Annotated in this window: 23 protein-coding genes; 11 read left to right on the forward strand and 12 right to left on the reverse strand. The window is 68.3% G+C overall.

The genetic code is table 11. The features are described from left to right. Positions 1-431 precede the first annotated feature (431 nt). Positions 432-1,256: an MBL fold metallo-hydrolase gene (locus ACWF0M_RS17840; protein WP_452236764.1), complete on the reverse strand. Its 825-nt coding sequence runs from the start codon at positions 1,254-1,256 to the stop codon at positions 432-434. A 192-nt stretch (positions 1,257-1,448) separates the two neighbouring features. Here ACWF0M_RS17840 and ACWF0M_RS17845 point away from each other — a divergent pair, with 192 nt between their 5' ends. The 3 genes from ACWF0M_RS17845 (at position 1,449) to ACWF0M_RS17855 (ending at position 3,413) form a co-directional block, all read left to right on the forward strand. Further along, the gene (locus ACWF0M_RS17845) at positions 1,449-1,631 is read left to right on the forward strand and encodes a hypothetical protein (RefSeq protein ID WP_452236765.1); all 183 of its coding nucleotides are present in this window, start codon (positions 1,449-1,451) and stop codon (positions 1,629-1,631) included. 94 nt (positions 1,632-1,725) lie between these two features. Next, positions 1,726-3,051 carry an FAD-binding oxidoreductase gene (locus ACWF0M_RS17850; protein WP_452236766.1) on the forward strand — a complete coding sequence of 442 codons (1,326 nt, stop codon included), beginning with the start codon at positions 1,726-1,728 and terminating at the stop codon, positions 3,049-3,051. Between the two features lie 56 nt (positions 3,052-3,107). Beyond that, complete coding sequence (locus ACWF0M_RS17855; RefSeq protein ID WP_452236767.1) at positions 3,108-3,413, forward strand: endonuclease/exonuclease/phosphatase family protein; 306 nt, start codon at positions 3,108-3,110, stop codon at positions 3,411-3,413. Here ACWF0M_RS17855 and ACWF0M_RS17860 read toward each other — a convergent pair. Both ACWF0M_RS17860 and ACWF0M_RS17865 read right to left on the reverse strand, forming a co-directional pair. Continuing rightward, on the reverse strand, positions 3,398-3,865 hold the full coding sequence (locus ACWF0M_RS17860; RefSeq protein ID WP_452236768.1) for an N-acetyltransferase family protein: 468 nt from the start codon (positions 3,863-3,865) through the stop codon (positions 3,398-3,400). The genes ACWF0M_RS17855 and ACWF0M_RS17860 overlap by 16 nt on opposite strands. Further along, the gene (locus tag ACWF0M_RS17865; RefSeq protein ID WP_452236769.1) at positions 3,855-5,234 is read right to left on the reverse strand and encodes an MFS transporter; all 1,380 of its coding nucleotides are present in this window, start codon (positions 5,232-5,234) and stop codon (positions 3,855-3,857) included. Before ACWF0M_RS17865 ends, ACWF0M_RS17860 begins: the two co-directional genes overlap by 11 nt. 131 nt (positions 5,235-5,365) lie before the next feature. Here ACWF0M_RS17865 and ACWF0M_RS17870 point away from each other — a divergent pair, with 131 nt between their 5' ends. Beyond that, positions 5,366-5,944, forward strand: a complete 579-nt coding sequence (locus ACWF0M_RS17870) for a TetR/AcrR family transcriptional regulator (RefSeq protein ID WP_452236770.1) — start codon at positions 5,366-5,368, stop codon at positions 5,942-5,944. Here the strand turns inward: ACWF0M_RS17870 and ACWF0M_RS17875 are convergent, their stop codons facing one another. Both ACWF0M_RS17875 and ACWF0M_RS17880 read right to left on the reverse strand, forming a co-directional pair. Further along, complete coding sequence (locus ACWF0M_RS17875) at positions 5,945-6,307, reverse strand: cupin domain-containing protein (RefSeq protein WP_134003445.1); 363 nt, start codon at positions 6,305-6,307, stop codon at positions 5,945-5,947. It lies immediately after the preceding gene. An 84-nt stretch (positions 6,308-6,391) separates the two neighbouring features. Beyond that, a complete protein-coding gene (locus ACWF0M_RS17880; protein WP_452236771.1) occupies positions 6,392-7,540 on the reverse strand; it encodes an MFS transporter in 1,149 nt (382 codons plus the stop codon). Between the two features lie 35 nt (positions 7,541-7,575). Between ACWF0M_RS17880 and ACWF0M_RS17885 the strand changes: the two genes are divergently transcribed. Both ACWF0M_RS17885 and ACWF0M_RS17890 read left to right on the forward strand, forming a co-directional pair. Continuing rightward, on the forward strand, positions 7,576-8,100 hold the full coding sequence (locus ACWF0M_RS17885) for a gamma carbonic anhydrase family protein (protein ID WP_452236772.1): 525 nt from the start codon (positions 7,576-7,578) through the stop codon (positions 8,098-8,100). A 16-nt stretch (positions 8,101-8,116) separates the two neighbouring features. Continuing rightward, positions 8,117-8,479 (forward strand): mycothiol transferase, encoded by a 363-nt coding sequence (locus ACWF0M_RS17890; protein ID WP_452236773.1) that lies wholly within the window; start codon positions 8,117-8,119, stop codon positions 8,477-8,479. Between the two features lie 135 nt (positions 8,480-8,614). Here ACWF0M_RS17890 and ACWF0M_RS17895 read toward each other — a convergent pair whose 3' ends face one another. Both ACWF0M_RS17895 and ACWF0M_RS17900 read right to left on the reverse strand, forming a co-directional pair. Then, complete coding sequence (locus ACWF0M_RS17895; protein ID WP_452236774.1) at positions 8,615-9,280, reverse strand: response regulator; 666 nt, start codon at positions 9,278-9,280, stop codon at positions 8,615-8,617. Then, entirely contained in the window at positions 9,277-10,929 is a 1,653-nt protein-coding gene (locus ACWF0M_RS17900; RefSeq protein WP_452236775.1) for an ATP-binding protein, read from the reverse strand. The genes ACWF0M_RS17895 and ACWF0M_RS17900 overlap by 4 nt, the downstream gene beginning before the upstream one ends. A gap of 183 nt (positions 10,930-11,112) precedes the next feature. On the opposite strand from ACWF0M_RS17900, the gene ACWF0M_RS17905 reads away from it, so the two are divergent. From ACWF0M_RS17905 to ACWF0M_RS17920, 4 genes are read left to right on the forward strand one after another with little or no spacing between them, the layout of a single operon-like run. After that, positions 11,113-12,120 (forward strand): Bug family tripartite tricarboxylate transporter substrate binding protein, encoded by a 1,008-nt coding sequence (locus tag ACWF0M_RS17905; protein WP_452236776.1) that lies wholly within the window; start codon positions 11,113-11,115, stop codon positions 12,118-12,120. Next, positions 12,117-12,629, forward strand: a complete 513-nt coding sequence (locus ACWF0M_RS17910) for a tripartite tricarboxylate transporter TctB family protein (protein WP_452236777.1) — start codon at positions 12,117-12,119, stop codon at positions 12,627-12,629. Before ACWF0M_RS17905 ends, ACWF0M_RS17910 begins: the two co-directional genes overlap by 4 nt. Beyond that, positions 12,629-14,137: a tripartite tricarboxylate transporter permease gene (locus tag ACWF0M_RS17915; protein ID WP_452236778.1), complete on the forward strand. Its 1,509-nt coding sequence runs from the start codon at positions 12,629-12,631 to the stop codon at positions 14,135-14,137. The genes ACWF0M_RS17910 and ACWF0M_RS17915 overlap by 1 nt, the downstream gene beginning before the upstream one ends. Positions 14,138-14,147: 10 nt before the next feature. Continuing rightward, on the forward strand, positions 14,148-14,582 hold the full coding sequence (locus tag ACWF0M_RS17920) for an EVE domain-containing protein (protein ID WP_452236779.1): 435 nt from the start codon (positions 14,148-14,150) through the stop codon (positions 14,580-14,582). Positions 14,583-14,605: 23 nt separating this feature from the next. Here ACWF0M_RS17920 and ACWF0M_RS17925 read toward each other — a convergent pair whose 3' ends face one another. Next, the gene (locus ACWF0M_RS17925; RefSeq protein WP_452236780.1) at positions 14,606-15,049 is read right to left on the reverse strand and encodes a hypothetical protein; all 444 of its coding nucleotides are present in this window, start codon (positions 15,047-15,049) and stop codon (positions 14,606-14,608) included. Positions 15,050-15,077: 28 nt separating this feature from the next. Between ACWF0M_RS17925 and ACWF0M_RS17930 the strand changes: the two genes are divergently transcribed. Beyond that, entirely contained in the window at positions 15,078-16,358 is a 1,281-nt protein-coding gene (locus ACWF0M_RS17930; protein WP_452236781.1) for a winged helix-turn-helix domain-containing protein, read from the forward strand. A gap of 72 nt (positions 16,359-16,430) precedes the next feature. On the opposite strand, the gene ACWF0M_RS17935 is transcribed toward ACWF0M_RS17930, so the two are convergent. The 4 genes from ACWF0M_RS17935 to ACWF0M_RS17950 are packed head-to-tail and all read right to left on the reverse strand — an operon-like array spanning position 16,431 to position 22,721. Further along, entirely contained in the window at positions 16,431-17,675 is a 1,245-nt protein-coding gene (locus ACWF0M_RS17935) for an MFS transporter (protein WP_452236782.1), read from the reverse strand. Beyond that, on the reverse strand, positions 17,672-19,036 hold the full coding sequence (locus tag ACWF0M_RS17940; protein ID WP_452236783.1) for a GH1 family beta-glucosidase: 1,365 nt from the start codon (positions 19,034-19,036) through the stop codon (positions 17,672-17,674). Before ACWF0M_RS17940 ends, ACWF0M_RS17935 begins: the two co-directional genes overlap by 4 nt. After that, positions 19,026-19,634, reverse strand: a complete 609-nt coding sequence (locus tag ACWF0M_RS17945; RefSeq protein ID WP_452236784.1) for a YbjQ family protein — start codon at positions 19,632-19,634, stop codon at positions 19,026-19,028. Before ACWF0M_RS17945 ends, ACWF0M_RS17940 begins: the two co-directional genes overlap by 11 nt. 27 nt (positions 19,635-19,661) lie before the next feature. Then, on the reverse strand, positions 19,662-22,721 hold the full coding sequence (locus ACWF0M_RS17950; RefSeq protein ID WP_452236785.1) for a penicillin acylase family protein: 3,060 nt from the start codon (positions 22,719-22,721) through the stop codon (positions 19,662-19,664). Positions 22,722-22,949 lie beyond the last annotated feature (228 nt).

Below are 22,949 nucleotides of genomic sequence, written 5' to 3' on the forward strand. Positions count from 1 at the left end.
GTCGTCCTGCTCATGAGTCAGGGTTGGGTGGACGAGCGGACGCTAGCTGGATGGCGCGGGGCGCACGGCGCGCACAACCCCACTCGACCGCGTCCGGCCCAACCGCGACCCAACCCAGCAACCCGAGTGGGCACCCGGCCTCCTGTCCGATGCGTCGGTGAACTGCGGGCCCGTGAGACAGCTTCTGGTGGGGTGGAACCTGGTATTCCCTGTCCACAGCCCCCAGAAGGTGTTCTCCCCTGGTGTACGAGGCGCGGGCGTCAGGCGCGGGGCGGGCGTCAGGCGCGGGGCGGGCGTCAGGCGCGAGGCGCGGGCGTCGTGCGCGGGAAGCGGCGTCGTGCGCGGGAAGCGGGCGTCGGATGTAGGCGTCGTGCGTCGGGGAGTGGAGGCGCGGGTCGGGGCTTGTGGGGTGGAGGCGAGGAGGTCGACCGCTAGCCGTTGTTCCGGGCCTCGAGGGGGTGCCAGGTGAAGGTTTGGCTGCTGCGTTGGACGTGGCCGAGGCCGGGGAAGGGGAGGTGGTAGGCGTGGATGAGGAGGTGGTCGTCGGCGGCGCGGGAGAGGAGTTGGCGGCGGGTGGTGATGGAGGCCGTTGCGTCCAGGTCCCATGGGGTGGCCCAGGCGGGGTTGGTGAGTTGGAGCGGATCGTAGAACGTGTCGCCCACGCAGAGCAGCCGTTCGCCCTGGGACTGCAGCAGGATGGCTGAGTGGCCGGGTGTGTGACCGGGGGCGGCGACAACGTGTACGCCGGGCAGGATCTCGGCGTCGTACTCGAACGGCCGCAGCTTCTCGCCGAACAGCCGGATCGTTTCTCGAGCAGCCTCGAGATGCGGCTGCGCCGACGGCAGGTCGACGGAGCCCGACCAGAACGCGACCTCCGACGCATGCGCGAACGCGGTCGCCGCGGGGAACGTGAGCTCACCCGACCAGATCGCCCCGCGCGAATGATCCTGGTGGAGATGCGTGAACACGACCGCAGCCAAATCCGACCGTGACAGTCCGGCGCTGGTCATGCCGCCGTCCAACTGTCCGACGAGCGGCTTGATGTACTCGCCGTACCCGAGGAAGCTCGCCCCCAGCCCCGTGTCGATCACCGCTGTCCCGTCCGGGGTGCTCACGAACAGACAGTTGTACCCGCACGTCAGCGTCGACCGCCCCTCACACGCGTCCCGCAGTGCGTCGTCAGGTACGCCGGACTCAGGCGTGAAGTACTCCTCCAGCGGAGGTTCGAACGGCGGCCCCGGCTGACCGTCGCTCACCACCACACATTCCAACCGCCCAACCGAGAACCGATAAATCATCACCCCACCCTCGCACGCAGGTGGGGTTTCCGGGGGTTCATGGGATGGGGTGGTGGTGTTCATTCGGTGGGGTGAGGGTCGGCGGGACTGTTCCGAGGGGAGTCCGGATGTCTCGTCGTACGTGGTTGGTGGCGGCCTCGATGGTGGGTGGTGGGCGAGCAGCGCGTGGCGCGCGCCGGTGATGCCGTCGTAGTCACGGCGCGCAAGACCAGCACGGGTTCCTGGGAAGGCACGTCGTACCGCGCGGACGAGTGGATCAGCCAGGTCTGGGTGCAGACGCCGGACGGTTGGCGGTGCGCGTTCAGCCACAAGACCGACGCTCAGACGAAATAGCCGAACGTTTTGTGATGTGGCGTTGTTCACGTCACATGCGGCGCTCGGCCGGCGTCAGGTGTTTGTTCGATGAGGGCAAACGCAAAGGAACGTCATGAGCGCTGTAGTCGAAGGATTCGCTGGAGAGATTGTCGGACCGGACGACGCGGGGTACGACGCCGCGAGCCGGACCGTGCTGGTCGGGGGCAGCCCGGCGTACGTCCTCAGGCCGGCAACCGTCGAGGACGTCCGGAAAGCGGTCCGGTACGCCGCCGGGAGCGGACTGCCGCTCGCGGTGCGCGGTGGTGGACACGCGTTCCCGGGATTCGGTACGAACGACGGCGGTGTGGTGATCGATCTCGTCGACCTGGCGGGCATCGAACTTGTGGACAAGGACAAGCACGTCGTACGGATCGGCGGCGGCGCCACCTGGGGCCAGGTCGCGGCCGCGCTGGCGCCGCACGGGCTGGCGATCTCGTCGGGCGACACCAAGAGCGTCGGCGTCGGCGGGTTGACGCTGACCGGTGGCATCGGATGGAAGGTCCGCAAATACGGGCTCGCGCTGGACAGCCTGGTCGCCGCGGAGGTCGTGACCGCCAACGGTGACGTCGTACGGGCGTCGGCGGACGAGAACCAGGAGCTGTTCTGGGCGATCCGTGGTGGCGGCGGAAACTTTGGAATCGTGACCGCGTTCGAGTTCGCGGCGCATCCGACGACCGACATCCACTTCGGCAAGGTCGTGTTTCCGGCGAACGAGATCGCGGAGGTCCTGCCCCGCTGGGCCGAGTACCTGCGGACCGCGCCTGCGGAGCTGACGTCGATCGCGTCGTTCGCGAACCCGTTCTTCGGCGGTCCGGAGGCGCCGCTCGAGATCCAGGTCGCGTACGACGGCGACGACGCGGAACTCGCCGCGCAGGCGATCGACCCGATCCGCGCACTCGGCACCGTGCTCGCCGACGACGTCACGCTGACGCCGTACGCCGAGGTGCTCGTGGACGGCGCCGTACCGCCGCCGGGGATCCAGTTCGCCACCCGGAGTGCCTTTGTCGACAAGGATTCCGTGCCCGAGGTACTGCGGATCCTCGTCGAGGCCGGCACTTCGCAGGGTTCTCCGGTGATCGCCATCCGCAGCGTCGGCGTGGCCGTGGCGCAGGTCGCCGACGACGCGACGGCGTACGCACACCGACAGGCGGAGCTGATGTTCGTCACGATGACCGTCGGTCCGCCGCCGGTGATCGAGGCGTCGCGTCCGGCGCGGCAGCAACTGTGGGATCGCCTGAGCCCGCAGGTCAGCGGCGCGTACGCGAACTTCCTGTCCGACGCCGAAGACGCCGATGTCGCCGCGGTCTACCCGGCCAAGACCTACGAGCGGCTCGCGGCCGTGAAGCGCGAGTACGATCCGGAAAACGTTTTCGCCGGCAACCACAATGTGCGCCCGTAGCTGACCCCGATACCTCGAGATACTGAGGTATGCGTCGATCGGGAACGCTCGCTGTTGTGGCTGGTTGTCTCCTGCTGGCCGCGTCGCCGCTGACGGCACACGCGAAGGTGGCGGCCACGACCGTGGAGGCCCTGACGTTCAACATCCACCACGGCGCGGGCGTCGACGGCAAGCTCGACCTCGAGCGGGTCGCGCAGACGATCGAGGCGTCCGGGGCCACGGTCGTCGGCCTGCAGGAGGTCGACAAGTACTTCGATGCCCGCAGCAACTGGATGGACCAGCCGGCCCGGTTGGCGGCGCGGTTGCAGATGAACTACGCGTCCGACCACCTCCCGGTCGCGGCCACCTACTCGCTCAGCTGACGCTCGTACGCCTCGGGGGACCAACCGGCTGCGGTCTTGGTGACCAGGTTGGCGCCGAGGCGTTCGTAGAAGCGGTAGCCGGCTGTGTTCTCCAGGCGCAGGCCCCAGCCGATCGGTAGCCGATCCGGCAGCGCGTGCCGGGCCAGTTCGAGCATGAGCTGCCGTCCGACGCCGGCGTCGCGGAACTGCTCCCGGACATAGAGATCGTCCAGCGCCAGCTGGTCTCCGCCGACCCACAGGTACGGCCGTCGCAGCGCGGAAACGTACCCCGGCGCGTTTCCGTCGACCTCCGCGATCAGCACGATCACGTCCTCGCGCCCGAGGAACCCCTGCCAGTCCTCGACGCTCGCAGTCAGGTAAGCGCCCTGGTCCTGGTACTCGGCCAGCTCGCGCAACATGGTCAGCACCGTCTCGGCATCTGCGACAACCGCGCGGCGAATCTCAATGGGCATGGACTTCTCCAGTCGAAGGCTTGAACGCCGGTACGACGACCAGCGCGAGGACGGCCGCCACCGCGGCAGTGACCGCGGCGAATGTGAACCCACGGGTGAACCCGGTCGACACGGTCCCGGCAAGGCTCGCCGCCGCGACGCTCGACACCACAGCGACGCCGAGCGAGGCACCGAACTCGTGGAACGTGCTCAGCAACCCGGACGCCAAACCCGCTTCCCGGTAGTCGATCTGCGCGAACGTCGTGGTCGACGAAGCCACGAAGGCGGCGCCCAGCCCGACCGTCCCCACGGTCATCCCGACCACGACCACGGCAGCACCCTCCCAGATCGCGGGGACAGCCACGCCGGCCGCGGTGATCAGGAACCCGGTGATCGCGATCGGCCGCGCGCCGGTCCGGCCGACCAGGTGCCCGGCGAGCTGCGCGCCGACGATCGCCGCGATCGCCACCGGCAGGAACAACAACCCGGTGCGGAAAGCGCCGTACTGCTTGAAGTGCTGCAGGTAGAACGAGCCCAGGAAGAACATCGCGATCATCAGCGCGGTCGCGACCAGGATCATGAAGATACCGGCGGTGACCGGGCGGCGGGTGAAGATCCGCAGGTCCATCAGCGGTGACCGTACGGCGCGCTGGACCCAGGCGAAGACGCCGTACAGAACCAGAGCTCCGGCCAGCGTGCCGAGGGTCGCGAGCGAGAGCCAGCCGCGATCGCCGGCGTTGATCAGCGCGTAGATCGCCGTACCCGTGCCGGCCGTGACGAGCAGGGCGCCCGGTACGTCGAGACGCCCTGGCTGCTCGCTCGGCTTGTCGGCGGGGAGCATCCGGATGAGCAACGCGAACACGACCAGACCGATCGGCAGGTTGATGTAGAACACCCACTGCCAGCCGGGGCCCGCCGTCAGCAGACCACCGAGCAGTACGCCGATCGCGGAGCCGGCACCGCCCATCGCGGACCAGATGCCGAGCGCCTTGTTGCGCTCCGCGTCGGAAAACGTTTTCGTCACCACGGACAGGGCCGCCGGCGAGAGCATCGCGGCGCCGATGCCTTGCCCGACGCGGCCGCCCAGCAGGACCTCAGGCCCATTGGCGAGACCGGTGACGAGCGACGCCAGCGTGAACACCAGCAGGCCGGTCAGTACGACGCGGCGGGAACCGAAGAGGTCGGCGGCGCGACCGCCGAGCAGCATCAGGCCGCCGAACATCAGCGTGTACGCGCTGACCACCCAGGTCAGCGTCTCGCGCTGCAGGTGGAGGTCGGTCTCGATGTTCGGCAGTGCGATCGCCACCACGGTGACGTCGAGGATCAGCATGAACTGCGCGGCGGCGAGCAGCCCCAGCAGTCGCCACCGCCGGGGGTCGGGTCGATTCATGATCTCGTCCTTAAGTTGAACAGTCGTGTACGGGTTATGGTCGGTACGGTAACTCGCACACTGGTGTTCGACAAGAGGAATTCGTACAGTGGTGTTCGAGATGCAGCGGTGTTCGAGATCAGGGAGGGCCGATGGCTGTCACCACCCGGCGCGCGGACGCACAACGGAACATCGCGGCGATCCTGACCGCGGCGGCCGCGTGCCTGGCGCGTGATCCGGCGGCGAGTACGTCGGAGATCGCGAAGGCGGCCGGGGTTGGGCGGGTCACCCTGTACGGCCACTTCCCGTCCCGGGCCGAGCTGGTCGACGCCGTCTTCGTCCAGGCGATCGCGACCGGTGAGGAGACGCTCGGGCAGGTCGATCTGACCGGTGATCCACGCGACGCGCTGACCCGGTTGATCGAGTCGAGCTGGCACCTGGTCGACCAGTACCGGGCGCTGCTGCTCGCGGCGCAGGACGCGCTGCCGCCCGGACGGGTACGCGAGCTTCACGCCGATCCGATGGCGCGCGTGGAGCGCCTGCTCGAACGCGGCCGTACCGAAAACGTTTTCCGTACCGATCTGCCGACGTCGTGGCTGGTCAGTGTCATGCACAACGTGATGCACGGCGCCGCGAGCGAGATCCAGGCCGGGCGGATCACGTCCGCCCAGGCCGCGCCGTACATCACCGCGACCTTGCTGGCGGCGTTCACTCCCCCGAAGGCTGGGTAGCTACTCCAGCCAGGTCGTTTCGAAGGTCGGGTTGGCGTGGATGTGCACTGCCTCGTAGCCACCCGGCCCGGTGCGGAACTTGTGCGGCGTCTCGGCCGGGACGACCAGGATCTGGCCGGCCTTGCCGACGATCTCCTCGGTGTCCACAGTGAACGTCGCCGAACCACGCCGGATGATGAACGTCTCGGCGTACGGATGCAGGTGCAACCGCGGCCCGACGCCCTCCTGCGTGGTCGACTCGAGAATCAGCGAGACACCGGCGCCACCCGGCAGCTCGGTGTAGTTCTCGGTCCATTCCTCGCCGTCGTCCCGCCCGTCCGCCCGGCTGATCACCGCGGCCCCGGATTTCGCGATCTCCGTCATGCCACCCTCCTCGATCGACCTCGTCACCGTAGCGTCGCAGCGGTTCCTTTCACATCCCTTTCGGCGTGGGTCGACGGGCCGCACTCAGCTCAGCTGGCGGCTCGTTCGCGGCCTGGCGACGCGGTCCGCGACCGGTGCGAGGCCGGCAACGACGACCGCGATGACGGCGACCGCGCCCAGGGCAACCGGCAGCGACCACGCAGACGAGACCGCGCCGACCGCTACCGGGCCGATCAGGAAACCGAGGTACGCGATCGTGGTCACCGTGGAGATCGCTGCCGCGCGCCGCTCGGGACCCGCCCACGCGCCCGCCATCCCGATGATGGTCGGCGCGCAGACCGACGTACCGAGGCCGGCGACGCCGATCCCGATCAGTGCCGTCCAGGGATTGTTCGCGGTCGCCGCGACGAGCGAACCGACGGCAGCGACCGCGCCGCCGACGACGAGGAGTTGCACCGGGCGGACCCGCGCGAGCAGGGCGTTGCCCGCGAAGCGGCCGGTGGCGGCCGCAGCCGCGAAGACCGCGGGAGCACTGGACGCGAGGCCGGCCGCGGCGTGCAGTGAGGTGTCGAGGTGTACTGCGCTCCAGCTCTGCCACGCGTTCTCGACCAGGTAGGCCAGCGCACACAGCACGCCGAACACGAGGAGCACCGGCTCGAGCCTGGTTCTCGGCTTTGCGGAGTGCGTCCTGGGGGTTCCGGTGACGTTGGTTGCTCCCGGCGCGAGGGCGGCAGCCGCCGTGATCACGATCAGCGCCGCCACACCGATCAGCACCGGCAGTGCTCCCACACCGGCCGCCCGGAGTCCCGCCGTACCGAGGCTCGCCACCACGACCGCGACCGAGAACATGCCGTGGGCAAGGTTCATCACCGGCCGTCCGGTGGTGTGTTCGACGTGGGATCCGGTCGCGTTGATCGCCACGTCCGTCGCGCCAGAAGTTGCTCCAAGCAACAACAGCGCCGCGCACAGTGTGCCGACCGAGCCGGCCAGGGCGGGCAGTACGCCGCAGAGCGCGAAGAGCACCGTCACCACGGGAAGCACGACGCCGCCGTACCGGTCGATCAGGTAACCGGTGAACCGCATCGACCCCAGTGCTCCGAGCCCGATCATCAGCAACGCCAGACCGAGCTCACCGTCGTTCACACCAGCGCCGACCCGGATCGCGGGCAGTATCGCTCCCCACGCCCCCCAAAACAGACCGAACGCAACGAACCCGGCGACTGGTTTGAGCATCCGCCCACCCTAGTTGGAGACGTAGGGTGTGGCGCATGCCGTTGTACTCGTTCGAAGGTAAGGGTCCGACTGTTCATCCCGACGCGTGGATCGCGCCGACTGCCACGCTGGTCGGGGACGTGGTCGTCGAGGCGGGGGTGTCGATCTGGTACGGCGCGGTGATTCGGGCCGATCTGGGCACGATCACGATCCGCGCCGGGGCGAACATCCAGGACAACACGGTGATCCACGTCGGCCACAACGGCTGCGAGATCGGGCCGAACGCGACCATCGGGCACCAGTGCCTGGTTCACGACTGCACGATCGGCGAACAGGCGCTGGTCGGAAACGGCGCGATCGTGCTGGACGGCGCGGTCGTCGGAAAACGCTCACTCGTCGCTGCCGGCTCCACAGTCACGCCGGGCGCGGTCATCCCACCGGAGTCGGTCGCGATGGGCAGCCCCGCCAAGAAGATCATCCCGCTGGACGGCACCGCAAAGCTCTTCGTCGACCACAACGCCGCCGTCTATCACGCGCTAGCAGAACGCCACGCCGCAACTGTCGAACTCATCGAGGACTGAGGGCGTCAGTAGAGCCGTGATCGACGAATTCGCCAAGGAATACCTGCACGACAGCCTGCGCTGGGTCCGCGAGTCGCTCCTGACGAAGATCGAGGGACTGTCGGAGTACGACGTACGCCGCCCCCTCTCCCACACCGGCACCAACCTCCTCGGCCTGATCAAACACCTCACCATCACCGAGGCCCGCTACCTCGGGGAGATCTTCGACCGCCCGTACGCCGACCCGCTCCCGAGCTTCACCGATCCCGGCTACGCGAACCGCGACCACCTGTGGGTCACCGAACACGAACCGCGGGAGCTGATCCTCACCAACTACCGCCGCGCCCGCGACCACGCCGACGCCACCACACCGACTGGACCGCCCACCGCGACCAAATAGAACGCGCAGCCCGCGCCGCCGACGCCTGAGTGGCAAGCTCGACAGTACGTATACGTCTACCAGACGCGCGATTCACGCTCAGCTGACCGTAGGGCGGCGCCGAATCCAGCTACTTCTCCTGTCGAGCTGCAGGTTTCAGATTCGCCAGGTGTAGCGGCGTTCGGGGCGGCCGGTGGTGCCGTAGCGGAGGGTTACGTCGGCTTGGCCTTGGGCGGCGAAGAACTCGAGGTAGCGGCGGGCGCTGACGCGGGAGATGCCGACTTTCTCGGCGCATTCGGCGGCGGAGAGGTTGTCGGGGGTCGCGCGGAGGGCGGCGGTGACCAGGTCGGCGGTTTCCTGGCTGAGGCCTTTGGGGAGCCGGTTGACCAGCTGGCGGGCGGGGGCCAGGACCCGGTCGACGTCGGCCTGGGAGGTGACCTGGTCGGGGACGCTGGCGCGGCGCCGGGCGTACTCGCGGAGCCGCGCCCGGAGGTCCTCGAAACCGAAGGGTTTCAGCAGGTAGTTCACGACCCCCTGCCGGACCGCCCCGCGGACCGCGTCCGCCTCGCGGGCGGCCGTGATGACGAGGATGTCGACGTCGGGCTGGACGGCGCGCAGGCGGGCGATCAGGTCGAGGCCGAAGACGTCCGGGAGGTAGAGGTCCAGAAGAACCAGGTCAGGAGAGAGGTCACTGAGCGCCGCCACGGCCTGGTCGCCGGAGTTCGCCGTACCGACGACTTCGAAGCCGTCGACGCGGTCGACGAATCCGCGGTGGATGCGGGCGACCATGAAGTCGTCGTCGACGACCAGGACGGTGATCATCGGGCTCCTTCCGGCGTGCGTTGGGTGGACATCCGGGCGACGAACGCGGCCCCGCCCTCGGTCAGGTTGGTGACTGCGACCTCGCCGCCGCGGCGCCGGCAGATCAGGCGGGTCATCGCGAGGCCGATCCCGCGTTCGCCCTCGGCCGCGGCCTTGGTGGTGAAACCGTGTGCGAACACTTCCTGCGCCAGTTCGGGTGCGACGCCCGGTCCGGAGTCGCGGACCACGATCTCCACGCTTGTCGCGTCCTGTCGCAGTTCGACCTCGACCCACGCGGGCGACAGCGGCGTACCGGACTGCGCCGCCGCGTCGACGGCGTTGTCGACCAGATTGCCGAGGACGGTCGCGATGTCGGCGGAAAGCGCTGGATCTAGGCGCAGCAGCGTGGTTCGCTCGGACACCCGGAGTTCGACGCGGCGTTCGGCCGCGAGCGACGACTTCGCCATCAGCAGGGCGGCGACCGTGGTGTCGTGGACCCGCCGGGTCACGGTCAGGTCGAGCGATTCACGATAGCGGTTGAGCGCGCCGACGTACGTGACCACCTCGTCGTACTCACCGATCTGGATCAGCCCCGAAATCGTATGCAGCTGGTTCGCGAACTCGTGCGTCTGGGCCCGCAGCAACTCGGCGGACGAACGGAACGAGCCCAGTTCGCGCTCGAGCTGCGCCAGCTCGGTCCGGTCCCGCAGCGTGGTGACCGATCCGAGCGACCGCCCGTCCTTGGTGACGCTCATCCGGTTCATCACGAGGATTCGCCCACGCCGTACGACGACCGCGTCGCGCGCCTCGTCCTCGCCGGCGAGCACCTCCCGCAGGCGTCCTTCGACGCCCAGTTCCCGCAAGGACTTTCCGACGGCGTCCGAAGGGAGATCGAGGAGTCGCCGGCCGACGTCGTTCACCAGCGTCACGCGCAGATGCGGGTCCAAGGCAACAACTCCCTCGGCAAGCCCGTACAGCATGGCTTCCCGGTGCTCCGCCAGCCCCGCGATCTCCCGCGGTTCGAGCCCGAGCGTCTGCCGTTTGATCCGCCGGGCGAGCAGCCACGACCCGAGCAGCCCCAGTACACAGGCGATCCCGAGATAGATGGCCAGGTACGACGACGCGCCGCGCAACCGCTGCAGTACGGACGGAGCGCGTTCACCGACCATCACGGTCCCGATGTGGTCGCCGAGAGTCCCGTCCGGATTGCCCTTCGCGTCCTTGCCCTCGCTCAGCACCGGGACCTGCGCGACCAGCTCCATCCCGTCGTCGCCGCGCAACTGACCCGACCAACCACGACCCTTGGCCACCTCAGGAACACCCAGTGTGAGCGACGTCCCGATCAGCGTCGGATTGGTTGCCGCGATCACCTTTCCTGCGGAGTTGGCGACCGTGATCGAGCTGACGCCGGACTGCGCCAGGCTGGTCTGCAGCGCGGGCGCCAGCATTTCCGCCGGCGCCGGGTTCCGGATCCCGAACCGCAGCGCCGGACTCGACGACAACTGCTCGGCCAGCAAGGTGACCCTGCGGCCCTCGACCCGGTTGAACGTGGCGGCCGACTGGGCGAGCGAGACCGCAGCGACGGCGACGAGCACGATCACCACGATCGCCAGCTGCAGGACCAGCAATTGGCCGGCCAGCGTAGGCCTTCGTCCTAGTCGTACCGCCATGTTCACCTCCTCGCACGTCCTGCCGCATGATCACCCGGTCCAGCGCCCGAGGGCCACACTTCAGCCGGGTTCCGCCTGTGACCACAATGAACTCAACCACCCTTGCGGCCACAATGCAGACGCCCCGACCACCGGAGGTCCACGATCGTCGCCACCTGAACCATTCCCGAAAGGACTCGCCTGATGAGGTCTAGGCCGATGCTCTGGGTCACCACGGCGCTGGTCGCGCTGGTGACCGCGACCGCCTGTGGCGCGACCGCGGAAAAATCCGACACATCGAACGCCGACAGCGGAAAGCCGGCCACCGGCCTGCGGCTGATGGTGCCGAACACCGCGGGCGGCGGGTACGACACCACCGCCCGGACCGCCGCGAAGGTGATGGAGGACGCGAAGATCGCGACCGGCGTGCAGGTGTTCAACCTGCCCGGCGCCGGCGGCACGGTCGGCCTGCAGCGGATCGTGAACGAGAAGGGCAACGGCAAGCTCGCCATGCAGATGGGGCTCGGCGTGGTCGGCGCGACGTACACGTCGAAGTCGAAGGCGACGCTCACCCAGACCACCCCGATCGCCAAGATGATCGAGGAGGCCGGCGCGATCGTGGTGCCGAAGAACTCGCCGTACAAGACGATCCAGGATCTCGTCACGGCTTGGAAGGCGAATCCGAAGGGGCTGGCCGTCGGCGGCGGCTCGTCGCCGGGCGGGCCGGACCATCTGCTGCCGATGCAGCTCGCGCAGGCCGTCGGCATCAACCCGAAGGACGTCAACTTCGTCTCGTACGATGGTGGCGGCGAGCTCCTGCCGGCGCTGCTCGGCAGCAAGATCGCGTTCGGGGCCAGCGGTTTCGGCGAGTTCCTGGACCAGGTGGAGAGCGGTCAGGTCCGCGTACTCGCGGTGACCAGCGAGAAGCCGGTCGACGCGCTCAAGGACGTGCCGACGCTGAAGGGCTCCGGGATCGACCTGGTGTTCACGAACTGGCGCGGCATCGTCGCTCCGCCGGGGATCGGCGACGCGGACAAGAAGGTCTGGATCAACGCGCTGACCAAGATGCACGACTCCGCCGAGTGGAAGACCGAGCTGCAGAAGCACGGCTGGACCGACGCGTTCGTGACCGGTGACGAGTTCGGCACGTTCCTCACCGAACAGGACAAGGCGGTCGCGGAAATCCTGACGAAACTGGGCCTGGCGGCATGAGCACCGCCGAGGCTCCACGAGAGACTCGGCGGGACACAGCGCAGTACGGAGTGTGTGGGTTCCTGGCGGTCGTCGGCGTCCTGGTGATCGTCGACGCCGCCCGGATCCAGCACATTGCCAACAGCAACGATCCGATCGGCCCGAAGCCGGTCCCGATCGTGCTCGGCGTACTGCTGCTCGTGGTCGCCGTGCTGTACGCCGTCGACGTCGCCCGCGGCGGCACCGGCGAGGCCGAGGAAGGCGAGGACGTCGACGTCACGTCGGCGATCGACTGGCGCACCGTACTGCTCCTGATCGCCGCGTTCGTGGTGAACCTGGTGCTGATCGAGCCGCTGGGCTGGGTGATCAGCGGAACCCTGCTGTTCTGGGGTTCGGCGTTCGCGCTCGGCAGCCGGCACCACATCCGGAACGTGTTCATCGCGGTCGCACTGTCGCTGATCACGTTCTACGCGTTCGCGATCGGGCTCGGGGTCAACCTGCCGGCCGGCGTACTGCAAGGGATTCTCTGATGGACAACCTGACGAACCTGCTCAACGGGTTCGGCGACGTGCTGACGCCGATCAACCTGTTGCTAGCACTGCTAGGAGTCACGGTCGGTACGGCGGTCGGCGTACTGCCCGGGATCGGCCCGGCGATGACCGTGGCGCTGCTGCTGCCGATCACCTACGGGATGGAGCCGGTGCAGGCGTTCATCATGTTCGCCGGCATCTTCTACGGCGGCATGTACGGCGGCTCGACCACCTCGATCCTCCTCAACACGCCCGGCGAGTCGTCATCGGTGGTGACGGCGATCGAGGGCAACAAGATGGCGCGGGCCGGACGGGCCGCGCAGGCGCTGGCGACGGCCGCGATCGGGTCGTTCGTGGCCGGGACGATCGGGACGCTGCTGCTGGTGCTGGTCGCGCCGCAGGTGGTGAAGTTCGCGATCAGCCTGGGCGCGCCCGACTACCTGGCGATCATGCTGCTCGCGTTCGCCGGAGCCACGTCGGTGCTCGGATCGTCGCGGATCCGCGGGTTCGCGGCGTTGCTGCTCGGGCTGGTGATCGGGCTGGTCGGGATCGACAAGGTGACCGGCCAGCAACGGCTGACGCTCGGGATCCCACAGCTTGCCGACGGCATCGATGTCGTAGTGGTTGCCGTCGGCATCTTCGCGGTCGGCGAGGCGCTGTGGGTCGCGGCGCATCTGCGGCGGAACCCGGGCACCGTGATCCCGGTCGGGCGGCCGTGGATGGGGAAGGCGGACTGGCGTCGCTCGTGGAAGCCGTGGCTGCGCGGTACGGCATACGGTTTCCCGATCGGTGCGCTGCCGGCCGGCGGCGCGGAAATCCCGACTTTCCTCTCGTACGCGACCGAGAAGAAGCTGTCCAAGCACCCGGAGGAGTTCGGGCACGGCGCGATCGAGGGCGTGGCGGGACCGGAGGCGGCGAACAACGCGTCGGCGGCCGGCACGCTGGTCCCGATGCTGGCACTCGGTCTGCCCACGAACGCGACCGCAGCGGTGATGCTCGCGGCGTTCACGTCGTACGGCATCCAGCCCGGACCGCTGCTGTTCCAGCGCGAGCCGAAGCTGGTGTGGGCGCTGATCGCGAGCCTGTTCATCGGCAACCTGTTCCTGTTGCTGCTCAACCTGCCGCTCGCGCCAGCCTGGGCGAAGCTGCTGCAGATCCCCCGCCCGTACCTGTACGCCGGGATCATCTTCTTCGCCTCGATGGGCGCGTACGCCGTGAATGCGCAGCCGCTCGACCTGCTGCTGCTCCTGGTGCTCGGCCTGCTCGGCTTCGCGATGCGCCGCTTCGGACTGCCCGTGCTGCCGCTGATCATCGGCGTGATTCTCGGACCGATCGCCGAGCGGCAGGCCCGGATGGCGCTGCAACTGTCCAACGGCGACGCCTCGGGGCTGGTCGGCGGGCCGATCGCCTACGTGATCTACGCCGTCATCCTGCTGATGATCACGGCGCCGTTGCTCGCCAAACTCCGCCGGAAAATTATGACGAAAGATGTCGTACTTTCGGGCTGACAGTAGGTGCATGAACGATCAGCGCAGGGCCTGGCTGGGTGTGATCTCCGCGGATCACACTCAGCGGGCCGTCGAAGGCGGTTTCATCCAGCTCAACCACGGCAAGCGGTACGGCGTTGCGCGGCTGCGCGAAGGTGACGGGTTCGCGATCTACTCCCCGACCGAGCGGTACGGGTCCAAGGAGCCGCTCCGGGCGTTCACCGCGCTCGGAGTGGTCGCCGACGCCGCGCCGTACCAGGCCGAACCGATGTCGATGGGCACCCGCGGCACGGTCGAACCGTGGCGACGACGAATCGAGTTCCTCCCCGTCCACCGCGCGCCCCTCCGCGACGTCGCCCTGAAGCTCACCCAAGGCCCTAACTGGGGCTACCAACTCCGCCGCGGCCTCGTCCCCCTCGACCCCGACGACTTCGAAACGCTCCGCGAAGCCATGTCAATCCCGTGAGGCTGCGGCATTGCCTTGGCCTATCAGTCGGTGAGGGCATGCAAGTCGCGAGCGAAGGCGTCGAGGTCCTCCGGCGAGAGAACCAGCGTTGTCTCGACCGTCCAGGGCCGGTGGTGGTAACCACCACCGTCCTGCAGTTTGATCCAGAGGACCAGGTGATCCGGGCCGAGCGCCGGTCGGGGGCCTCTGACGAGCTCGAGCCGCATCCCGCTGGACAACCCCCAGACTGCGGAGGCGTTGTTCCAGTCACGCCAGGTCGCGACAGCCTGGTCGAAGAACTGCACCAAGCCGGCGTAGTCGTCGTGCAGGTCGAGCCTGCTGGTTGCTGTGAGTTGCCGGATCCGAAGCTCGGCCTGCAGGTACCGGCGCTTCTCTCTCGGCACATGGTCCGGGGCCTTCTCCGATGGCCACCGTACGGCGGTCAACCTGAGGTACTCGGTTGGTTTTCCGATGGTGACGGACTGCATGGGCCCAGTGTCCCGCTATGTTCGGGGTATGGCGGCCGTTGGAGATGAGGTCTCGGGGACTGAAGCGCGGCGGATTGCGTTGGGGGCGCAGGGGTTCGGGGAGCCGCGGGGGCGTGGGGATGTACGGCGGGCGATCGGGCGCGCCGGCGTACTGCAGTTGGATTCGGTGAATGTGTTGTGCCGGTCGCATTATCTGCCGGTGTTCGCGCGGGTGGGGAACTACTCGCGGGCGGGTCTCGACGAGCTGAGTTGGGGTCCGGATCGGGAGTTGTTCGAGTATTTCTGGGGTCACAAGGCTGCGCTGCTCCCGTTGACGGCGTACCCGTTGCTGCGGTGGCGGATGCGGGCGGCCGAGCGGCAGGTGTGGGACGAGGAGCTGAGCCCGGAGGTGACCGCACCGTGGTCGGTAGTCGCGGGAATGCGGCGACTGACGGCGGAGCGACCCGGGTACGTCGACCAGGTCCGGCAGCTCGTGACGGAACGGGGGCCGCTGACCGCGGGCGAGGCGAGTCCGGACGGCGTACGGCGCAAGCGCACCGACCCGCACCCGGATCCGACGACCGGCAAGATGTGGAACTGGCAGGACGCGAAGATCGCGATCGAGTACCTGTTCTGCACGGGCGAGGTGACGATCGCGGGCCGTCGGCACTTCGAGCGGATCTACGACCTGACGGAGCGGGTGCTGCCCGCCGGCGTACTGGACGCCCCGGAGCCGACCGCCGACGAGGCGCGTCGCGAGCTGGTCCGGATCGCGGCCCGCGGCCTCGGGGTCGCGACTCTGAAGGAACTCTGCGGCGGCAGCGGCCAGGCGCACTTTCCGTTGCCCGCGGCAACCGGTCGCGAGGTGATCGGTGAGCTCGTCGAGGCGGGCGATCTGGTCCCGGTTCGTTTGGAGGGGGTGAAGCAGCAGGCTTACCGCTGGCACGAAGCGAAGGACGGCCCGATCGACGCGCGGGCGCTGCTGTCCCCCTTCGACCCGCTGATCTGGAACCGCGACCGCACCCATCACCTGTTCGACTTCTTCTACCGGATCAGCATCTACACGCCCGCCCCGCAACGCATCCACGGCTACTACGTCCTGCCGTTCCTCCTGGGCGACCAACTCGTAGCCCGCGTAGACCTCAAAGCCGACCGCCAAACCTCAACCCTGGTCATCCCCACCCTCACCCCCGAACCAGACGCTCCCGATTTCGTAGCCCAACTAGCCACCGAGCTCCGCCTGATGGCCGACTGGCTCGACCTCGAGCACATCGCCGTACCCGCCGACGGACCGACCGCCCGCGCCTTGTCCCACCATCTCCCCAGCTAACTGGGAACAAGCCCTGGCGACTGGGAACCACCGATTGCCTGTTCCTAGTCCCCGCGGACCGTTCCCAGTGAGCTAGGCGACGGAGCGGATGCGGGTGACGAGTACGCCGGCCAGGAGGGTTACTGCGGAGGCCAGGAGGTAGAGGACCGGGTAGCCGCCCAGGTGTTTGACGATGGGGGCGGCGATGGCTGGGGCCAGGACCTGGGGCAGGGAGTTGGCGATGTTGATGACGCCGAGGTCCTTGCCGCGGTTGCGGGCGTTCGGGAGGACCTCGGTGAGCAGGGCGAAGTCGACGGACAGGTACACGCCGAAGCCTGCGCCGAGGATGATCGCGCCGAGGACCGCGCCCGGCCAGGTCGGCCACACCGCGAGTACGACGCCGGCTGCCGCCATCACCCACCCGGACGCGGTGACGAACACCTTGCGCCGTGCGGTTCGGTCCGACCAACGGCCGAAGCTGATCGCCGTCACCAGAACGCACACGCTGTAGATCGCCGTCAGGATCAGTACGCCGGTGTCCGCGTCGGCGACACCGACCTCGTCCTGCAGGTAGTAGAAGAGGTACAGCGTCCCCAACGCATTGCCCACGTTGAACAGGAACCGCGTCAGCCACGCCCACCCGAAGTCCGGGTAGCGCCGCGGGCTGATCCAGAAACTCTTCACGAATTCGCCGAACACAAACGCGGGTCGCTCCGTCAACACCGCATCGCCGCTCCGCAGCAGGTACGGCACCACCGACAACAGCAGGAAAACGGCGCACGCGACGTACCCGAGGGTGAAGCTGTTGAACGCGGCCGCAAGCGCTGTCCCGACCAACGCGCCCAGGACCTGCGAGATCGCGACCCACCCACCGACGACACCGCGCTGCGCGACCGGGACACGATCGGGTACGACGGCGGTGGCCGCGGCGAGCAATGCGTTGCCGAAGAGCTGCATCAGGCACCAGCCGATCAGCATCAACGCGATCACGTGTGCACCCGACAGAATGCCGAGCCCGATCGCGCCACCGACCGCGCCGGCGACCACCCACGGGACCCGCCGCCCGAAGCGGGAAGCGGTCCGGTCGGAGATCGCGCCGAAGGCCGGGTTCGCGACGACGGAAACCGCTGCACCGACGCCGGTCACCAGCCCGAAAACGAATTCCTTGTTGCCTGGAGCAACCGCCTCGGACTGCTTCGCGAGCAGCACCTGGATCGGCCCGAGCCAAGCCGCGAACACCCCGACGTTCGCCAGTACGACGGCAGCCGTCCAGCCGCTCCGTACCCGGACAGTCGGCTCCGCCAACGCGGACGGCACCACGCCCGGCTCGGGAATCATCGCCGACTCTGAGCTATCAGGTCACGAAGCCAGTGGTACGACGCTTTCGGGGTCCGCTGCAACGTGTCGAAGTCGACGTGCACCAGCCCGAACCGCTGCGAGTACCCGGCCGCCCATTCGAAGTTGTCCAGCAGCGACCACTGGAAGTACCCGCGGACGTCGATCCCGTCGTCCATCGCGGCCTTCAACGACCGCAGATACCCGTCCAGGTAGTCGATCCGCCGCTGGTCCGACACCACCCCGTCGACAGGCTCGTCGTTGATCGCGCACCCGTTCTCGGTGATGTAGATCGGCGGCAGCTTGTCGCCGTACCGCTCCTTGAAGATCCGCAGGATCTCGCCGAACGCGTCCGGCACGATCGGCCAGCCGAAGTCCGTCGTCGGGTACCCGGGCAACGTCCGCGGCTCGAACGGCAGGCCCGGCGGCAACAGCACGCCGTCGGTGGCCGCGGTGTCTGCCTGACCGGTGGCGACGCCGACCGAGACCGGCGCGTAGTGGTTGATGCCGAAGAAGTCGAGTGGCGTCGAGATGATCGCGAGGTCGTCGGCGACCGGGCCGGGCATCGCGTCGCCCATGCCTGACGGGTACTCCCCGAGCAGGATCGGGTCGGCGAACAACCAGTTGATCAGGTTGTCGTAGAGCGCGGCCGCTTCCTTGTCCTCCGCGCTGTCGCTCGCGGGCCAGGTCGGCGCGTGGTTGGACGCGATGCCGATGCTCGATGCGCCGGCCGCCCGGAGCGCTTGTACCGCGCGGCCGTGGGCGAGCAGCTGGTGATGCGCCACCGGGAGCGCGTCGAACAGCAGCTCCTTACCGGGGGCGTGCGCGCCGAGCGAGTAGCCCATCAACGTCAGGACCATCGGCTCGTTGATGGTGATCCACATCGGCACCCGGTCCGCGAAGTGAGCGCCCAGAATTCCGGCGTATTCCGCGAACCGGTCGGTGATGTCGCGGGACAGCCAGCCGCCCGCGTCCTCGAGCGGTTGCGGGGTGTCCCAGTGGTACAGCGTCGGCGCCGGCTGGATCCCGGCGCCGAGCAGCGTGTCGATCAGCCGGTCGTAGAAGTCCAGGCCGGCCGCGTTCCCCGGGCCGCTCCCCGACGGCTGGATCCGCGGCCAAGAGAACGAGAACCGGTAGGTGTCCACCCCCAGCTCACGCATCAGCGCGACGTCCTCGGCGTAGCGGTGATAGTGGTCGCACGCAATCGCGCCGGTGTCGCCGTTCAGGATCCGGCCGGGCTCGGCGCAGAACGTGTCCCAGGTGGAGGGACCGCGGCCGTCCTCGGCCACGGCACCCTCGATCTGGTACGCCGACGTCGAGACCCCCCACCGGAAACCGGACGGAAACGTTGGCTCAGCTGTCATTCGCATCATCCTCGGGCTTGTTGTCCTGCGGCCGCGGCGGCTCGACCTTCCGGACGACGACCGCTGTACCGTAGGCCGCCACCTCGCTCATCGTGTTCGCGATCTCGTTGCAGTCGAACCGCATCGCGAGGATCGCGTTCGCACCCATCTGCTGCGCCATCTGGCACATCCGCATGACCGCGACGTGCCGCGACTCGGCCAGCATCTGGGTGTACTCCGGCACCTCGCCGCCGCCCAGCGACCGGAAGCTCGCGGTGAAGTTCGACCCGAAGTCCCGGCTCCGCACGGTCAGCCCGAACACCTCGCCGAACACGTTTTCCGCGGTGTACCCGGGCAGGTCGTTCATGGTCGAGACCAGCACCGGGTACGGCGAACCCTGCGGAGCGACATGCGGCACCGCGGGCGGCGCCGGCTGGAAGTTGCCCTGCTGCCCGTACCCCTGCTGGCCGTACCCCTGCGGCGGACCCTGCTGCGGCGGCGGCCCCTGTTGATACCCCGGCTGCTGTGGCGGCGGACCTTGGTACCCAGGCGGCGGCCCCTGCTGATAACCGGGCTGCTGCGGCGGATACGGCTGGTTCGGGGGAAAGTTCTGGTTCATGCGCTAATCCTGACAGGCCCCGGGGCATCACCATCTGAAGACTTGCAGCTCATACAGTGAATACCCGTACGACGTCGCTCGCTGCGTCCCCGTCACCCGCACATACCGTGCCGGTACGGCGCCGAACCGCACCACGTCGTCCCCGCCGTCCCCGGCCGTCGTCGCGTACACCTGCTGCCAGGTCGACCCGTCCCGCGACACTTCCACGCGGTAGCCCTTCGCGTATGCAGCCTCCCACCGCAGCACCACCCGGCTGACCGTCTGCTCGTTGCCGAGGTCAACCTTCAGCCACTGCGGATCGGACCAGTCACTGGCCCACCGGGTGTCCAGCTCTCCGTCGACCGCCTGGGCCGGCGGCGAGTTGTACCAGCCCTTCTCGTAGCTGCTCGCGGTCGCCGTCTTCCCGGCCGCCAGGTTGCTGACGTCGTCACCCCGCTTCGCCGGGAACTCGACCACCTGCTGGTAGGTCGGCCGGTTCACCCAGGCGATCCGGTCCTGGGTGATGCCGCCCATCGGGTTGTGCGCGATCTGGTCGGCGCAGAACTGATCGCCCGCCGCGCAGTCCGCGCTCGCCGGGTACGTCGTCGCCGCCGGCACCTTGGTTGCCGCCAGCAAGGTCTCGGTGAGGGTGCTGCGGCACGCGGCCAGCGATCCGGCACCGCAGTACGTCACCGGCTGATCTGTCTTGACCGGATCACCGAGCACCTTCCGGAGATCTCGCTGGACGAATCCCCACCAGCCGCTCTGGAACGAGGATCCCTGCGCGCTCGGTCGCTCGTCGATCTTCAGGTTCGCGACCAGGGCGCCGTACAGGTCGGGGCCGAGGTCCTTGAACTCGGCCGGGACGAGCAGCGGCCACCAGGCGTCGAGGATCCGGATCGCGTCGGCGTTGTCGTAGGTCTTCGAGGACGCGTTCGGGCTCTTCCGATGCGCACCGGCTTGCTCCCAGGCGGTCAGCTTCGTGACCGCGTCGGCGACGGCCGGATCGGTGATCGGTGCCGACTTGAGGACTCGCAGGAGATAGGGCAGGACCTGGTCGCCGCGGAGGTCGACCGTGGCCGCGTCCTCCATCGCCTCGACCAGCTTGCCGCGGGTGAACTTCTGGCCGTTGTCGATGACCGCCTTGATCCGGTCGTCGAGCGGCTGACTCCGGTAGACCGCGTTGTAACCCCACTGCCCGTCCGAAGCGGAGAACCCGGGCGCCTGCTTGTTGTTCCAGCTGGTCAGGTAGTCCTGGTTCACCACCTGCGGATGCTGGGCAGGCGGTGTGTACGTCGCGCGGTTCGTGGTCGGGTTCCAGCCCTGCCACTCGTACGAGCTCCAGGTCGGCAGGTTCGGGTCGGCGCCTGCCGCGCGGACCGGGTTGTCGCCGGAGTTGAAGTACGCGATCGAGTTCTTGTCGGTGTAGAACCAGTTGAACGTGTACCCGATGTTCGCCGCGGCCTTCTGGAAGTCGGCGGCGGAGTGGATCTTGTCGGGGTCGTTGAACTGCATGAACCCGAGCGCCGACCCTGCCTCGTTGCCGTACGTCGACCGGTTCTTCGTGAACAGGACGGGTTTTCCGCCGACCGTTCCGCGATGCGTGACGATTCCGTACTTGGTGCGCAGGGCAACCAATGTGTACGACCCGGCGGGCTCCGACGAGCCGAGGCTGGAGTACCACGCGTTGTGCCGCTCGAGCCGCTCGATCGGCACGCACTGGCCACGGAAAACGTAGTACTGCGAGGTCTTGGTCGGCGTCCCGCCGTTCGGCTCACACAGCGGTACGGCGAACGTGTCGGTGATGTCCTGCCCCGCGGACGTGGCGCTCCACGAGTAGTCGGGGCCGCGGCCGATCAGCGTGTAGAAGTTCAGGCCGGCGAACGCGATTCCGCGCGAGCTGACGCCGGGGCCTTGCAGTTCCTGGCGGAGCAGCAACTGCGGGGCGAAGTACCCGGTCTGCGGGCCGTAGACCGCGATCGGGTTGCCGGACTCGGTGTGCGCGCCGGAAACCAGTAGTGCGTTCGACATGCCCTTCTTTCCGAAACCTTCCGGAAAGAGTCCGCCATCGAAGATTCCGCTCAGACTTTCCGCGTTTTCCGGCGCCGGAATCGCGGTGGCCGTCTTGTTGGCCGTCTGATCGACCACCTCGGGCTCCGGGGTGACCGAGCCGCGGTCGGGCAGCGCGCGGCCGGCCGGGTTCGGGCCGGTGGTGCCGTACGGGAAGGTCGTGCCGTTGTGCACCGTCGTACTGGCTTCCGGGTCGTTCTGGGAACGGAACGACTCCCACACCTTGGTACCCGCGGCAACGCCGTACTTCGCCTGCGCCTCGAGGAGCGCGAGCGCGGACGTGACCTCGGCGCCGCCGCCGGTGCCGAAGATGCCCGCGACCACGGCCGCGGTGGCGACGACGTCGGTCACCTTCCAGTGCGGCGTCGGCCAGTCGAGACCGAGGGCGACGTACTCACCGGGGTACGCGATGCCGACCGTGTCGATGTAGTGGTTCACGCCGTCGACCCAGGCCTGGATGTCCTGCTGCATCTTCAGGCCGTCGGCGCCGTACAGGTCGTCCGCGTCGTCGAACTGCCGCTGCAGATCCGCCTCGGTGTACGGCGCGGTCCGCCAGAACTCCTGCTCGAACTCGCGGTTCGCCGCCGCGCCACCCGCGAACGGGGTCAGCTGGCCGCGCCCGAGATGCCGGAACACGTCCATCACGAACAGCCGGTCCTGCGCACCGGCGTACCCGGCACCGAACATCGTGCCGAGTCGAGTGGTACCGGTGATGTGCGGGATGCCGCGCGACTTGTCCCGGACGATCGTGACGTCACTGCGCGGCTGGACGGTGCTGGCCACGTCGTCCGGTTTCACCCCGAACGACGAGTCGTCGTAGTACGGCGCGAGGCCGGCGTCGGTGATCCCCTGCGAGTTCCAGACCAGGTCCTGGTACGGCTTCACCGTGTCGCTGAAATGGGCCGGGCGGACCCCTAACGCCTTGAAAGCAAGGAGATCCGTGAAGGTCGCGTTGCCGTTCTGGCCCGGCGGCAGGATGTCGCGACATTGCTCCAGGCAATAGTCATCGGGGCTCGCGGCAATGACTTGCGATGCCACTTGCGATACCACTTGCGACGTGGCTTGCGGGGCCGCTTGGGTCGGGGCGGGCACGGCCGCGAGGACGGCGGTGACGGCTGCCGCGGCAAGCGTCGTACGAAGGCGGGTTCGGAGTGCGGGGCGGGGCACGGTTCCCTCCTCAGGTCGGTAAAAGTGAGAATGACTCACGAGTAGCTTCGGGTCAAGATCTCGACTGCTGTCAGCCCCTCGCCAATTGCAGTGCGTGAC

This window comes from Kribbella sp. NPDC055110 (genome assembly GCF_053607525.1).